Source organism: Actinophytocola sp. KF-1, from assembly GCF_054661535.1.
In genome coordinates, this window is record NZ_BAAFVK010000002.1 from 835,197 (window position 1) to 849,566 (window position 14,370).

Annotated in this window: 17 protein-coding genes; 12 read left to right on the top strand and 5 right to left on the bottom strand. The window is 72.4% G+C overall.

What is annotated here, in order from left to right:
* Window positions 1-90 precede the first annotated feature (90 nt).
* On the top strand, window positions 91-501 hold the full coding sequence (locus tag ACYQ77_RS09775) for a hypothetical protein (RefSeq protein ID WP_459709584.1): 411 nt from the start codon (window positions 91-93) through the stop codon (window positions 499-501).
* 105 nt (window positions 502-606) lie between these two features.
* Complete coding sequence (locus tag ACYQ77_RS09780) at window positions 607-1,647, top strand: methionine synthase (protein WP_459709586.1); 1,041 nt, start codon at window positions 607-609, stop codon at window positions 1,645-1,647.
* A gap of 1 nt (window position 1,648) precedes the next feature.
* Here the strand turns inward: ACYQ77_RS09780 and ACYQ77_RS09785 are convergent, their stop codons facing one another.
* From ACYQ77_RS09785 to ACYQ77_RS09795, 3 genes are read right to left on the bottom strand one after another with little or no spacing between them, the layout of a single operon-like run.
* Entirely contained in the window at window positions 1,649-2,332 is a 684-nt protein-coding gene (locus tag ACYQ77_RS09785) for a hypothetical protein (RefSeq protein WP_459709588.1), read from the bottom strand.
* Window positions 2,333-2,356: 24 nt separating this feature from the next.
* Window positions 2,357-2,728, bottom strand: a complete 372-nt coding sequence (locus tag ACYQ77_RS09790; RefSeq protein WP_459709590.1) for a hypothetical protein — start codon at window positions 2,726-2,728, stop codon at window positions 2,357-2,359.
* 16 nt (window positions 2,729-2,744) lie between these two features.
* Complete coding sequence (locus ACYQ77_RS09795; RefSeq protein WP_459709592.1) at window positions 2,745-4,118, bottom strand: MFS transporter; 1,374 nt, start codon at window positions 4,116-4,118, stop codon at window positions 2,745-2,747.
* 124 nt (window positions 4,119-4,242) lie between these two features.
* Between ACYQ77_RS09795 and ACYQ77_RS09800 the strand changes: the two genes are divergently transcribed.
* The 4 genes from ACYQ77_RS09800 to ACYQ77_RS09815 are packed head-to-tail and all read left to right on the top strand — an operon-like array spanning window position 4,243 to window position 8,058.
* Entirely contained in the window at window positions 4,243-4,782 is a 540-nt protein-coding gene (locus ACYQ77_RS09800; RefSeq protein WP_459709593.1) for a TetR/AcrR family transcriptional regulator, read from the top strand.
* Window positions 4,779-5,438, top strand: coding sequence for a hypothetical protein (locus ACYQ77_RS09805; protein WP_459709595.1), 660 nt, complete (start codon window positions 4,779-4,781; stop codon window positions 5,436-5,438). The genes ACYQ77_RS09800 and ACYQ77_RS09805 overlap by 4 nt, the downstream gene beginning before the upstream one ends.
* Window positions 5,439-5,447: 9 nt before the next feature.
* A complete protein-coding gene (gene ligA / locus ACYQ77_RS09810) occupies window positions 5,448-7,574 on the top strand; it encodes an NAD-dependent DNA ligase LigA (protein ID WP_459709597.1) in 2,127 nt (708 codons plus the stop codon).
* A complete protein-coding gene (locus tag ACYQ77_RS09815; protein ID WP_459709599.1) occupies window positions 7,567-8,058 on the top strand; it encodes a GNAT family N-acetyltransferase in 492 nt (163 codons plus the stop codon). Before ligA ends, ACYQ77_RS09815 begins: the two co-directional genes overlap by 8 nt.
* A gap of 395 nt (window positions 8,059-8,453) precedes the next feature.
* Here ACYQ77_RS09815 and ACYQ77_RS09820 read toward each other — a convergent pair whose 3' ends face one another.
* Window positions 8,454-9,014 (bottom strand): class I SAM-dependent methyltransferase, encoded by a 561-nt coding sequence (locus ACYQ77_RS09820; RefSeq protein ID WP_459709601.1) that lies wholly within the window; start codon window positions 9,012-9,014, stop codon window positions 8,454-8,456.
* Between the two features lie 56 nt (window positions 9,015-9,070).
* Between ACYQ77_RS09820 and ACYQ77_RS09825 the strand changes: the two genes are divergently transcribed.
* From ACYQ77_RS09825 to ACYQ77_RS09850, 6 genes are all read left to right on the top strand, one after another.
* Window positions 9,071-9,838, top strand: coding sequence for an AraC family transcriptional regulator (locus ACYQ77_RS09825; RefSeq protein WP_459709603.1), 768 nt, complete (start codon window positions 9,071-9,073; stop codon window positions 9,836-9,838).
* A gap of 77 nt (window positions 9,839-9,915) precedes the next feature.
* Window positions 9,916-10,404, top strand: coding sequence for a SigE family RNA polymerase sigma factor (locus tag ACYQ77_RS09830; RefSeq protein ID WP_459709604.1), 489 nt, complete (start codon window positions 9,916-9,918; stop codon window positions 10,402-10,404).
* Window positions 10,405-10,429: 25 nt separating this feature from the next.
* Window positions 10,430-11,323: a hypothetical protein gene (locus ACYQ77_RS09835; RefSeq protein ID WP_459709605.1), complete on the top strand. Its 894-nt coding sequence runs from the start codon at window positions 10,430-10,432 to the stop codon at window positions 11,321-11,323.
* A gap of 88 nt (window positions 11,324-11,411) precedes the next feature.
* The gene (locus tag ACYQ77_RS09840) at window positions 11,412-11,993 is read left to right on the top strand and encodes a TetR/AcrR family transcriptional regulator (protein WP_459709607.1); all 582 of its coding nucleotides are present in this window, start codon (window positions 11,412-11,414) and stop codon (window positions 11,991-11,993) included.
* Between the two features lie 54 nt (window positions 11,994-12,047).
* Complete coding sequence (locus ACYQ77_RS09845) at window positions 12,048-13,208, top strand: MFS transporter (RefSeq protein ID WP_459709779.1); 1,161 nt, start codon at window positions 12,048-12,050, stop codon at window positions 13,206-13,208.
* A complete protein-coding gene (locus tag ACYQ77_RS09850) occupies window positions 13,196-13,474 on the top strand; it encodes a hypothetical protein (protein ID WP_459709609.1) in 279 nt (92 codons plus the stop codon). Before ACYQ77_RS09845 ends, ACYQ77_RS09850 begins: the two co-directional genes overlap by 13 nt.
* A 115-nt stretch (window positions 13,475-13,589) precedes the next feature.
* On the opposite strand, the gene ACYQ77_RS09855 is transcribed toward ACYQ77_RS09850, so the two are convergent.
* A complete protein-coding gene (locus tag ACYQ77_RS09855) occupies window positions 13,590-14,243 on the bottom strand; it encodes an ACT domain-containing protein (protein ID WP_459709610.1) in 654 nt (217 codons plus the stop codon).
* Window positions 14,244-14,370 lie beyond the last annotated feature (127 nt).

Genomic DNA, 14,370 nt, shown 5'->3' on the forward strand with positions numbered 1-14,370 from the left:
GCAGTAGTTGGCAGCTCTTGGCGTGGCACTGGCAGTGCCCGCCGGGCGACCTTCGGTGGCGTCACCAACGACGACCACACGGAGGCCACCATGACCGCCACCCGCACCGCTCCCACCGCGACCCCGAAGCTGCTCCGCGAGGCCGTGCTGCTCGACGGGTTCGCCACCCTCCCGAGCGGCGTCCTGCTCACCGCACTCGCCGGCGTCCTCGACGAGCCGTTCGGCATCCCCACGGGCGTGCTGCTCGGCGCCGGGTTGTTCTTCGTCGCCTGGGGCGCGCTCGTGCTGTTCCTCGGCTTCCGCCCGGTGGTCAACCGCCGCGCGACGATCGCGGTCGGCATCGTCAACATCGTCTGCGCCGTGGACGGCTTCGTCGTCGAGCTGGCGGGGCTGGGCGAGCTGACCACGCTCGGCTCGGTGCTGCTGGTCGCGCTGTCGGTGGTCGTGCTCGCCCTCGGTGCTCTGCAGGTGTTCGCCGCCACGCGGGGAAGCCGCGGGTGAACGCGTAGCCGGACGGGCCGGTGCCCGGGCAGTGGGAGTCCCCACCGCCCGGGCACGACCCGTTGTCGCGTCCGGCCGGCAGGTCACTGCCTCCGGGCCGTGGTCATGGGCCAGACTGTGCCCGTGACGTTCCCACCCGCTACCGCAACCGCTGTCGGCTCGATGCCGGGCACCGACCCGGTAGAGGCCGCGGCCGTCGTCGTCGGCGAGCTGCCCGGCTTGCCGCACCTGCCCGAACTGCCGAAACGCGGTCTCGGGGCGGACATGATCGGCCGGACCGCCGCGCTGCTGGTCGACCTCGCCGTCGAGGTGGTGCCCTCGGCGTACCGGGTGACCGCCCGCCCCGGCGGCGACCACCGCACGGCCGTCGACCACCTCCGCCGCGACCTGGACGCCTTCGAGGAGGCGGCCGAGTCCGCCACGCCGTCGCTGGTGAAGGTGCAGCTGGCGGGTCCGTGGACGCTCACGTCGGAGATCGAGCTGCCCCGCGGCCACCGCGTGATGACCGACCAGGGCGCACTGCGGGACTTCACCGAGTCCCTTGCCGAGGGGCTGACGAGGCACGTCACCGAGGTCCGCAAGCGCACGGGCGCCGAGGTGGTCGTCCAGTTCGACGAGCCGTCCATCCCCGCGGTGCTGGCGGGTTCCCTGCCGACCCCGTCGGGCCTGAGCACGGTCCCGGCCGTCGCCGAACCGGACGCCCGCGAGGTCCTCCGCACCCTGGTCGACGCGGCGCGCGCGGCGACGGACCAGCCGGTGGTCGTCCACTGCTGTGCCCCGCGGCCCCCGGTCGCCCTGTTCCGCTCGGCGGGCGCCGACGCGATCTCCCTGGACGCCACCCTCCTCGACGGCATGCCCGCCGTGTTCGCCGACCAGCTGGGCGAGGCGTGGGACGACGGCTGCGTGTTCTTCCTCGGCCTGGTCCCGAGCACCGAACCGAACCGCCCGCCGGCGCTGCACGACGTGGCCCGGCCCGCGCTGGAACTGGTGGACCGCCTGGGTTTCCCGCGCGGCCTGCTGGCGGAACGTGCGGTGCCGACCCCGGCGTGCGGCCTCGCCGGTGCCACCGCGGCCTGGGCCCGCCGAGCCATGGAGCTCACCCGCGACCTGGGCAAGGCGTTCGTCGAACCGCCCGAGTCCTGGTAGGTCAGCGGCCCGCGGTGGACCAGGACAGCGGCCACCGCCCGGCCGCCATCGTCCACACCACCGACCCGGCGACGATCGACGCGAGAATGGCCATCACGCCGAACTGGTCGCCGCGCACGACCAGGTAGACGCCGATCGCGACGCCCTCGACGCCGGCGACCAGGCCCCACACGCGCAGGAACGTCCACCAGCCCGGCGCCCGGGTCGGCGCCGGGAGCGCGGGCCGGTTGGCCGCGAACCACGTCAGGGCGTCGTGCAGCGGGCTGCCCGCGGGCAGCGGCAGCCGGATGGGCGCCGACCGCAAGGTGCCCGCGACGTGGTCGACGCGCACCGCGCCGGACGGTTCGACGGTCACACCGGTGAGCTGGTCCGCCATGATCGTCCGCCGGCCGAGGAACGGCAGTCCCACCACGATCCGGTCCGGGTGCACGCTCACCGTCAGCCGCGTCCGGCGCCCGCCGACGAACCCCGGCGTGGTCGCCCGGGCCCGCGCGGACGCCGCGGGCGGCAGGGCCGGGTCGGCGGGCCCCAGCAGCATTTCGGGGATCGCCCGCCACAGCACCAGGACCAGGATCGCGGGCATGAAGGCCACGCGGAGCAGTGGCTCGTCGCGCAGCCCGGTCATGAGGAGGGCGAACAGCACGGCCGCGATGAGTCCGGCGGCAACGGTGAGCACGCGTGACATGCCGTCATTCTGCCTGGATCGCCGTCAGAACAGGACCAGCCCGAGCACCACGACCAGGACCACGACCGCCACCGCGACGGTGACGACCGACCGCCACCACGGCGGCGGCATCGGCCCGGTCACCAGTTCCGGCCGCAACCCCTCGACCGCGGCCCGGACCGGGTGCCCGCGCCTCAGCACCAGCCCGACGGGCGACGGCACCCCGGTCGCCGTGTGCTCGACCCGCAGCACGTACCCGCCGCCGAGGTGCCGTTCTCCCCGCTGGATCCCCACGATGTCGCGCGCGGGCACGAACCCGGCGTCGTCGGGCGACCCCGACACCGTGAACCCGTCGGGCTCGACGGTCACCGCCAGGATGACCGCCCGCCGCCGGATGACGCCCCAGACCACGTGCACGCCTACATCGTGGCGCTCACGCCCGCCGGAACGTCAACGCCACCGCGAACGTCAGCAGCGCGACCAGCGCCGACACGCTGAACGCGGCGGTCATCCCCGTCACCAGCGCGTCCGTCCCCGCGTGCCCGCGGGACGCCGACCCGGCCACCGTCACCAGCACGGCCAGCCCGAGCGTCGACCCGATCTGCTGCATGGTCTGCAGCGCGCCGCCCGCGGCCCCCGCGTCGGCGGGCGGCACGGTCGACATGATCACCACGTTGAGCGGTGCGAACGCGAGCCCGCCGCCGACGCCCATCAGCAGCATCGGGCCGAGGACGTCCGGCACGTAACCGGAACCGGCCGACAGCCCCGTCAGCCACCACAGCCCGGCCGACATCAGCAGCGTGCCGGTCACCGCGAGCGCCTTCGGCCCGAAGCGCGGCAGGAGCCGGGGCACCAGCCGGGACAGCGCGAAGATGCCCGCCGCCATCGGCAGGAACGCGAACCCGGTGGTCAGCGCCCCGTACCCGCTGATCTCCTGCAGGAACTGGGTGAGGAAGAAGAACGCGGACATCATCGACAGCGGCCCGAGGAAGAAGTTCGCGTACCCGGCCGCGCGGTTGCGGTCGGCGAACAGCCGCAGCGGCAGCATCGGGTGCTCGCCGAAGGCCTGTCGCCCCACGAACGCGACGAGCAGCAGCACCCCGGCGACCACGGGCCACACCGCCGACGCCGCACCCCACCCGGCCTCGGCGGCGCGGATGAACCCGAACACCAGCGACCCGGCGCCCGCGGTCGCGAGCACCGCGCCGGGCACGTCGAGGCGGGCGGGATGCCGTGCGGGCTCGGCGATGTACCGCGTGCCGAACGCGAGCACGACCGCCCCGAACGGCACGTTGATGAACATGACCGACCGCCACGTCAGCCATTCGGTCAGCAGCCCGCCGAGGATCAGCCCGATGGCGAACCCGGAGGAGGCCATCGCCGAGAACAACGACAGGGCCCGCACCCGGGCCTTCGCCTCGGTGAACGTGCTGGTGAGCAGTGCGATCGTGCTCGGACCCGCCGCCGCGGCGCCGAGGCCCTGCACGATCCGCGCGACGATGAGCAGCCACGCCGAGTCGGCGAGGCCGCCCGCGAGCGAGGCGACGGTGAAGACCCCGACGCCGATCAGGAACACGCGCCGCCGGCCGAACAGGTCGCCGAGCCTGCCGCCGAGCAGCAGCAACCCGCCGAACACCAGCGTGTACGCGTTCATCACCCACGACAGCCCGGCCGGTGTGAAGCCGAGGTCGGCGCGGATGCGGGGCAGCGCCACGTTCATCACGGTGACGTCGAGCATGAGCATGAGCTGGCACGTGAGGATCAGCGCCAGCGCGACACCCGGCCGGGCCGCGACGGGCCTGGCCATGGTTTGTGCGGTCAAGGAACACCCCTAAGTGGAGAGACTCTCCGATTAGACCGCGTTAGCATATGGAGAGCGTCTCCGGCTGCGCAAGAGTAACCGGAGAATCTCTCCGGATGGAAGGCTGACGATGCGCGCCGACGCACGCCGCAACTACGAGCGGATCGTGGCGACCGCGCGCGAGGTGTTCTTCGAGCAGGGCATCGACGCGCCGCTCGACGACGTCGTCAAGCGCGCCGGGGTGGGCGCGGGCACCCTCTACCGGCACTTCCCGAACCGCGACGTGCTCATCGAGGCCGTCTACCGCAGCGAGATCGAGGAGATCGCCGACCTGGCGGGCGCGCTCGCCAAGGAGCTGTCCGCCGAGGACGCCGTCCGCGAGTGGTTCCGCGAGCTGATCCGCTTCCACATCGAGCGGGCAGGCCTCGCCGCGGCGCTGAAGGCGGCCATCGACGAGGACTCGGAGACCTTCCAGTACTGCAAGCAGAAGCTGCGGGGCGCGGCATGGGACCTGCTCGAGCCCGCCCAGGCGGTCGGGGCGGTGCGCCCGGACGTGGACGCCGTCGACCTGATGCGGCTCTCCCACGGCATCGGCGCCGCCGCGAGGAACGCCGACGAGGCGAGCCGGGAGCGGATGCTGTCGGTCCTGCTGGAGGGGTTGAAGCCGTGAGGTTCTTCCGCCGCAAGGAGGCGCGGGCGCCGGTCGGGCGGCCGGACCCCGCGGCGCTCGCCGAGCGCTTCTGGTGCGGGTGGTTCGAGATGCTGCCCGAGGTGGCGGCGGCGCTGGGGGACCGGGAGCCGCAGCGGATCGAGAACCAGCTGTGCGACCTCGTCGCCGAGCTGCACCCCGACCTGCACTTCTCCCTCGAACGCGGGCAGAAGGCGATCTACGCGCTCGTGCTGAGCGGGCAGGAGGACCCGCGGCTGCGTCCCTACACCGACGCGTGGCGCGCGGCGGCGCCGCCCGACGACGCGATCTGGGAGTACCACGACTCGGTCCCGCCCGTCCCGGACCCGACGCAGGTCACCGTGAACCTGGGCGCACACCGCATCCCCCTGAAGGACGTCAGGGTGGTCGCGCAGGTCGACGGGGCCGTGGTCGACGTGGCCGTCTACCACCCGGAGATGGGCGCGCTCGACGCCGCGGCCCGCGACGCCATGACCTACCTCCCGCTCGACGCGGCACTGGGGGAACGGCTCGCGGCGCAGCGGCTGCGGCGCGTGGAGACCGCCACGACCGAGCCCGCTGACACGATCGGGTTACTCGAACTCCGGACGCTCGTGCGCGATCTCGACGAGGCCGAAAATGTCGGTGGTCCCGGCTAGTCTGCCCCCGTGAGCAGCGCAGAGGAAACTGTGAAGGCCGAAGGCGTCGAGGACGTGCCGTCGGAGGTGCGCGAGCGCCACGAGGCGCTGTCCGAGGAGATCAACGGGCACCGCTTCCGCTACTACGTGCTCGACTCGCCGACCATCTCCGACGGCGAGTTCGACGCGCTGTGGCACGAGCTGCTGGCCATCGAGGAGGCGCACCCCGGCCTGGTCACGCCGGACTCGCCGAGCCAGCAGGTGGGCGGCACGTTCTCCACGGAGTTCAAGGCCGTCGACCACCTCGAGCGCATGCTCAGCCTCGACAACACCTTCGACGCCGACGAACTCGGCGCGTGGGTGGACCGGGTGGAGAAGGAGCTGGGGCACACCTCCTACATCTGCGAGCTGAAGATCGACGGCCTCGCCATCAACCTCCTGTACGAGGACGGCCGCCTCGTCCGCGGCCTCACCCGGGGCGACGGGCGGACCGGTGAGGACGTCACGCTGAACATCCGCACGCTGGCGGACGTGCCGACGCAGCTCACCGGCACCGACGAGTTCCCGGTGCCCAAGCTCGTCGAGGTCCGCGGTGAGGTGTACTTCCGCGTCGAGGACTTCGCGGAGCTGAACGCGAAGCTCGTCGAGGCGGGCAAGCCCGCGTTCGCCAACCCGCGCAACACGGCGGCGGGTTCGCTGCGGCAGAAGGACCCCAAGGTCACCGCGAGCCGCAAGCTGAAGCTGATCTGCCACGGCCTCGGCAAGCGCGAGGGCTTCGAGCCGGCCCGCCAGTCCGAGGCGTACCAGGCGCTGGCGGCGTGGGGCCTGCCGGTGTCGGCGCACACGAAGGTCGTCGACAGCCGCGACGAGCTGTTCGCGCACATCGAGTACTGGGGCGCGCACCGCCACGACGTCGAGCACGAGATCGACGGCATCGTGATCAAGGTCGACGAGGTCGCCAAGCAGCGCAGGCTCGGCAGCACGTCGCGCGCGCCGCGCTGGGCGATCGCCTACAAGTACCCGCCGGAGGAGGCCACCACCACGCTGCTGGACATCCAGGTCAACGTCGGCCGCACCGGCCGCGTCACGCCGTTCGCCGTGATGGAGCCGGTGAAGGTCGCGGGCTCGACGGTCGCCATGGCCACGTTGCACAACGCCAGTGAGGTCAAGCGCAAGGGCGTCCTGATCGGTGACCGCGTGGTGATCCGCAAGGCGGGCGACGTGATCCCCGAGGTGCTCGGGCCGGTGATGGACGCCCGGCCCGCGGACGCGCGCGAGTTCGAGATGCCGATCCACTGCCCGGCCTGCGGCTCGAAGCTGGCGTACGAGAAGGAGGGCGACGCCGACATCCGGTGCCCCAACGCCCAGTTCTGCCCGGCACAGCGCAAGGAACGGCTCTCCTACATCGCCGGCCGGTCGGCGCTGGACATCGAGGTGCTCGGCTACGAGGCGGCGGCCGCGCTGGTCGACGCAGGCGTGCTGGCCGACGAGGGCGACCTGTTCGACCTCGACGAGGAGAAGCTGCTGCGGGTGGAGCTGTTCCGCACGAAGGCGGGCGCGCTGTCGGCGAACGGCCAGAAGCTGTTGCAGAACCTGGCCACCGTGAAGGACCGTCCACTGTGGCGCGTGCTGGTGGCGCTGTCGATCCGGCACGTCGGCCCGACCGCGGCCCGCGCACTGGCGCTGGAGTTCGGTTCGCTGCCCCGCATCATGGACGCGTCCGAGGAGGAGCTCGCCCAGGCGGAGGGCGTCGGCCCGACGATCGTGACGGCGTTGCGGGAGTGGTTCGCGACCGACTGGCGCCGCGAGATCGTCGAGAAGTGGCAGCGCGCGGGCGTGCGCATGGCGGAGGAGCGCGACACCTCGATCGAGCGCAACCTCGAGGGCATGTCGATCGTGGTGACCGGCAGCCTCCAGACCTTCTCCCGCGACGAGGCCAAGGAGGCGATCATGGCCCGCGGCGGCAAGGCGTCGGGTTCGGTGTCGAAGAAGACCGCGTTCGTGGTCGTCGGCGACGCACCCGGAGCCAAGTACGACAAGGCCGTGCAGCTGAAGGTCCCGGTACTGGACGAGGACGGCTTCCGCGTCCTGCTCGAGCAGGGCCCGGACGCGGCACGGGACGTGGCGCAGGTGGGGGAAGAGGGAACGGATGAGTGAGGTGACGATCCGGCTCGCCCGCGAGGACGAGCTGGGCGCGGTCGGCGAGCTGACGATCAACGCCTACCACGCGGACGGCTTCGAGACCTCCGGCGAGTACGCACTGAAACTGGCGGACGCCCGCCCACGCGCGGAGCAGGCAGAGCTGTGGGTGGCCGTGGACGACGCGGACACCGTGCTGGGCACGGTCACCGTCGCACCACCCGGCTCGCCGTGGGCACAGGTGTCGGGCCAGGACGAGCTGGAGTTCCGGATGCTGGCCGTGTCACCCGCGGCCCGCGGCCGGGGCGTGGGCGAGGCGCTCACCCGCCGCGTGATCGAGCGCGCCGAGGAACTCGGACTGCGCGCGGTGACGCTCAGCAGCTCGCAGAACATGGTCGTGGCCCATCGCTTGTACGAACGCCTGGGCTTCCACCGCACCCCGGAAGCGGACTGGAGCCCAGTCCCCGGCGTGGACCTGATCACCTACCGCCTGGACCTGTAGCCGGGCCGACCACCCACCGATGTCGGCCGTGATCCCCGACGGTGGCTACCACGTCGTCCCAGCGGTGATCATCCCGTTCCGTAAGCCCGTGCACGGCGAGACCAACGACACCGCCTCCGGAACCGCCCTACCTCCACAACATTCACCCGGATTGACGCGATCCCCATCCGCCCGGCACCGCAATGCCACCAGCGTCAGCACCACCCGCCGGTACGACCCCCGCGCCGGCCGACGCCCCTGCGAAGCGGAGGCCATGACCTTGGAAGGAAACGATCTGAACCGCGTAGCAGATCCGCGCCTGAAGGTCGCGGGGCGTCAGCAGAGGTGGACGACGCAATCACGTGAGCACCCCCAGTGGTGAGGCCCGCAACCGGTGCGCTGTCGCCTCGAACCTGTCACCGCGTGGCGGTGAAGCGGAACGACCGGCCGCCCGAGTGTGTGGCCGCGTCCGCGAAACCGTTGCGGCGCAAGCGGTCCGGCATGGTGCCCGGGTCCACCGGCACCATCGTGTCCCCGATGTGGACCAGCCGGAACCGCAGGCTCACCACGCTGTCCGATCCCGCGAACACCCCGCCCGGCCGCAGCACCCGCGCCGCCTCCGCGAAGAGCCGGTCCTGGTGTTCCGGCGACGGCACGTGGTGCAGCATCGTGAAGCACACGACCGCGTCGAACGTCTCGTCGTCGAACGGCAGGTCGGCCGCGTCGCCTTCCCGCACGTCCACGTCCGGGAACCGCTGCCGCAGGCCGCCTGCCAGTGCGGGATCGACCTCCACCGCGGTCAGCTCGCCGCCGTGCTCGGTGAGCCAGCGTGTCGTGATCCCGTAACCCGGCCCCAGTTCCAGCACCTTGCCGGTCAGCGGCACGTCGCGGGTCGCCCACGGCAGCACCTGCGAGCGCATCCTCGTTGCCCAGCCGTCCGACTGGCAGATCCGGCGGTGAATGACGTTCATCGGCATGCGACCGACGCTAGGACCCCGCCCGGCACGGCCGAAAGCACGTACTCTGACAAGCCGTGTCGCGTTTCGGTCATCCGTACGGGCTCCTCGAACCACCGATGGGCGCCGCGCTCGTCGGGCGGTTCGCGCTCGCGCGCGGGCACCGCTTCATCACGCACGCCCACCCCACGCACCAGCTCGTGTGGGCCCGCAGCGGGGTGGTCACCGTCGGCGTCGCCGACACGACGTGGGTGCTCCCGCCGAGCCGTGCGCTGTTCATCCCCGCCGTCGTCCCGCACACGACCGCGGCCGCGTCGACCGCCGAGATGCACAGCCTCTACCTGTACCCCGACCGCTGCCCCGCACTGTGGACCGAACCGACCGTGCTCGCCGCGTCGCCCATGTTCGCCGCGCTCGTCGGGCACCTGTCCGACCCGGACCTGACCGACGACGCCCGCGGCCGCGCCGAGGCCGTGCTGTTCGACGTGCTCACCCCGGCCTCGGTCGCGTCGGTCGACCTGACGTGGCCCGGGGACGACCGCGCACGCCGTGTCGCCGACGCGCTCGCCGCCGACCCCGCCGACGACCGCGACACCGCCGCGTGGGCGCGTGCGGTCGGCGCGAGCGAACGCACGCTGTCGCGGTTGTTCGTCGCGGAGACCGGCGTCGGGCTCGGCCGGTGGCGGACCAGGCTCCGGGTGCGTGCCGCGCTGGAGCTGCTGGCCGCGGGGGAACCGGTGGCGGTGGTGGGGCGGCAGGTCGGCTACGGCACGACGAGCGCGTTCATCGCCGCGTTCCGCCGCGAGGTCGGGGTGACCCCGGCGCAGTGCTTCCCGACCGGCTGACACGAGTTCACCGGACGGTGCAACCTGTCGCGGGGGACCTCACGTGACTATCCCGTGAATTCACCGTGGAGGGGGCCATGACCAATCGAGACGAGGAGTTCGCGGCGTATTTCGCGAGCAGGTCGGGGACCATGCGCGGCACGGCGTTCCTGCTGTGCGGCGACTGGCACCGCGCCGAGGACCTGGTGCAGATCGCGTTCGTGAAGCTGTTCCGTGCCTGGCACCGGGTCGCCGCGCACGAGAAGCTGGACGCCTACACGCGCCAGATCCTGGTGCGCACGTTCCTCGACGAGACCCGGAGCGGGTTCCGGTACCGCGAGGAGCCGAGCGCCGACCACCCCGACCACGCCGCCCGGGAAGCGGGCGGGGTCGAGGACCGGCTGGTGCTGGTCCGTGCTCTCGCCGACCTCCCCGCCCGCCAGCGCGCGACGCTCGTGCTGCGGTTCTGGGAGGACATGTCGGTCGAGGACACGGCGAAGGTCCTGCGGTGCTCCGTCGGCACCGTGAAGAGCCAGACCGCCCGCGGCCTCGACGCGATGCGCCACCTGGTGCCCACCCCCTTCTGACCACGGACCGAGCAGGGAGAAACGCATGAGCGAGCACGACTTCAGAGAGGCGCTGCGGACGACCATGGACGCCGTGAACCCACCCCCGCCGATGAGTGACGCGCCGGTCCTGGAGGCGGCCTACCGCGACCGCCGCAGGCGCCGCACGTTGTGGGCGTCCGCCGGTACCGCGGCGGTGGTCGCGGCCATCGCGGTCGGGGTGGTGCTCGTGGCACCGTCCAAGTCGGACGGCAGCGGTGTCCAGGTCGGCGGCAAGCCGGCGCCGCCGCCGACCACCACCGAGGAGGTCGCCGGGTCGTCGGCCAACGCGCCGGCCTCCGGGTCGGCCGCGGGGAAGGACACGGAGGAGACGCTGCCGCCCGGGATGACCGACCGCACGCAGCGGTCCGGCCCGCACTACGAACGGGGCGCCGAGCTGACGGTCGTGCTGGACGAGGTGCTGGCGGACGCGGGCTTCGGCACGCCGGGCGACCTCGTGGGCAACGGCGAGCTCGCGGGCGCCGAGCTGAAGCGCAACCAGGCGAACTACGACGGCAAGTTCGACGGGGTCGAGCGGTGGTCGTACTCGGCGTACACGCCCGCGACGAAGGGCAACGGCGTCGGCGAGGTGATCGCCGAGGTCAGCACCGTGACCGAGCAGGTGTCCGGGTGCGCACTGCCGACGATGTGGGGGCTCGAGGGCGAGTGCCGCGAGCTGGTGGTCGACGGCAAGAAGGTGGCCGTAGCCGATGTCGCCGACGCCCACCAGGAGCACGTCGACCAGGTCGCCGCCTACCGCTACGACGACGGCACGATCGTGTACATCGCACAGTCGCTCGACTTCGGCTTCACCGACCACCCGGCGCTGGCCGAGCTGCCGTTCACGCCGGAGGAGCTGGCCGCGCTGGCGATCGACCCGCGGTTCAAGGTGACCGGGTAGCGATTCGCGGCACGAGGTCCCCGGGGTCGTGCACGGACCCCGGGACTCCTTCTTGACCGGTTGGTACAGAACTGGCTAACGTGGCGCCATGGCAGGACGGCCGAGGGAGTTCAGCGACAGCGCTGTGGTCGACGCCGCCATGGAGTTGTTCTGGGAGAAGGGTTACGAGGCGACCACGACCCAGGACCTGTGTGAGCGCACGGGACTCGGGCGCGGCAGCCTCTACAACGCCTTCGGCAGCAAGCACCGCCTGTACGAGGAGGCGGTGCGCCGGTACGCCGAGACCTGGGCGGCGAGGCAGCTCGAGATGCTCGCGCGGCCCGGCCCGGTGAAGGAGCGGCTGCGGGAGATGATGGTCGGCGTCGTCGACGCGGACCTGGCCGACCCCGGCCGTCGCGGCTGCCTCGCGCTGAACGCCGCCATCGAGGTGAGCGGGCGGGACGGCGAGGTGCCCGCGTTGGTGCGCCGCCAGTTCCTCGACCTCGAACACGCGCTGACCGACGTCGTCGAGGCCGGGCAGCGGGCGGGGGAGCTGCGCGCGGACCGGCCCGCGCACCAGGTGGCCCGCATGTTCCAGAGCACCTACTACGGCCTGCGCGCACTCGCGAAGGTCACCGACGACCGCGCGGCCCTGCTCGACGTCGTGGAGGGCGCCCTCGCGGCCCTGTAGTTCTTTGTCGTGGCCACATTCTGTACTGGACGGTAAACAATGCTGCCTGTGCTCATGCTCTGCGTCTTCGGCATCACGACCGGCGAGTTCGTCCTCGCGGGCATCCTCCCGGCGGTGGCCGACGGCCTCGACGTCTCGATCCCGTCGGCCGGCCTGCTGGTCACGGCGTACGCCATCGGCATGATCGCCGGCGGCCCGCTGCTGACCGCGCTCACCGCCCGCTACCCGCGCAAACCCCTGATCGTGGTGTTGCTGGCGGTCGCGGTGGCGGGCAACGCCGCCTCGGCGGTGGCGCCGTCCTACGCGGTGCTGTTCGCGGCCCGGGTGATCACGGCGCTGGTGACGGCCACGTTCTTCGCCAACGCGATCGTGATCGTGGCGACGGCCGCGCCCGCGGACCGGCAGGCGTCGGCGGTGGCACGACTGGTCCTCGGCATGAACCTCGCGATGGTGCTCGGTGCGCCGCTGGGCACGCTGATCGGCGACCGCTGGGGCTGGCGCGCCACGTTCGCGGCGATCGCGGTGTGCTGCGCGGCCGGCCTCGTGCTCATCCCGGCGCTGGTGCCCGCCACGGCGGGCGCCCCGGCGTCGGCGACCGCGGAACTCGGGGTGTTCCGCCTGCCGCCGGTGTGGCGCGCGATCGCGGTGACCGCGGTCGGGAACGTCGGCCTGCTGGTGGTGTTCACGTACTTCGCGCCGCTGGTCACGGCGGTCGCGGGCGTCGCGGCCGGGGCGGTGCCGGTGCTGTTGCTGGTCTACGGGGCCGGCGCGGCGGTGGGCAACCTGGCAGGCGGGCGCCTGGCGGACCGCGCACCGCGCACGTCGTTGCCCGCGTTGCTGGGTGCACTGGCGGCCGCGCTGGTCCTCCTGTGGGTGGTGGCGGAAAGCGCCGCGGCGACGGCAGTGCTCGTGTTCGTGGTGGGCGCGCTGGGTTTCGCGGTCGTCCCGGGCATGCAGGCGCGGGTCCTGTCGGCCGCAGGCGGGGCCCCGACGCTGGCGATCGCGGTCAACGCGTCCGCGTACCAGGTGGCGGCCGCGGTCGCGGGCTGGCTGGGAGGTGCCGCGCTGACCATGGGCACCCGCTCCCTGTACCTCGTGGCGGCGGCGCTGACGGTGGCGGGCGCCGCGATCAGCTGGCGAAGGCGTACAAGGTACGCGTACGATGGCGGTAAGCGTACAACGCACGCCAACGGAGGAGAGTCATGGAGATCGTGAACGTGGTCCGGTTCAAGGTCAGCCCGGATCAGGAGCAGGAGATGCGCGACCGCAGAACGGCGCTGATCGAGGCGACACGACCGCACGGCGGCGGCCCGCTGCGCACCATCCTCACCCGCGTGGACGAGGAGACGTGGATGGACCTGTGGCACTGGCCATCGGAGGACACGCTGAAGTCCGCCCAGGCGGCCCAGCTCCCGGAGGCCAAGGCAGCCTTCGCACTGGTGGAGTACCTCGACGGCACCACAGGCCGCATCGCCCCCTGACCCTCGCGAGTCACGCTCTCGCGCACACCGAGTTGTGTGTTTCGTGCAGGTCGTTGTGCACGAAACACACAACTCGGCATGCGTGCGAGCGTGACTCGCGGTGTTCGGGGGTGGGTCAGCCGGAGAGGACGACCGCGATGATGCCTGCCAGGTGGGCCAGCCGGGCCACCTCGGCGGCGCGGAACTGGGGACCGCCGGGGCGGCCGACGAGCAGGACCCGCTCCGGCTTGCCCAGCGGGGTGGCCGCGAGTTCGGTGCCCAGTTCCTTCCAGGTCTCCGGCACCCACGTCTCCTCGCCGTCGAGCACGGTCGCCCGTGCGAGCGGCAGGAACGGCAGGTCGAGCGTCTTGAGCTGCGGCGCGGCCGTCGACGCGGTCAGCGTCCGCGCGCCGCCCGCCTCCGGCCCGACGACCATGGCCCACCCGGCGCGGATGATCCGCGGCACGCCCTCGGTGAAGATGGCGAGGCCCTCGTCCGGCTGCGCGGCCACCTCTTCGACCAGTTCCAGCTCACGGTGCGTGTCCAGCACGCCGGCGTACGGTCGCACCGCGTCGACCTCGACGTCCTGGACCGATTCCGCTGCGGTGATCAACACGTCCGGCAGGCGCCCCTTCGGCAGCTCGACGACCAGGTCGTCGATGGCCGAACCGTTGTTCCGCTCCACGACGTCCACCGAGAGGATGTCGGCCCCGATGGCCCCGAGAGCGGTCGCGACCGCCCCGAGCGCTCCCGGAACGTCCGGGAGCTGAACCCGGATCAGGAAGGACAAGGCGAACGCCTCCCGCTGCGTAGGTGTCGATCTCGTGCCGGCCGACGATTGTCGCAGACGCCGAGATGCCGCTGGGCCCGCCGTCCACACCCCGGGACGCGCGCGCCTGTGACCAGCTTGCCACCTC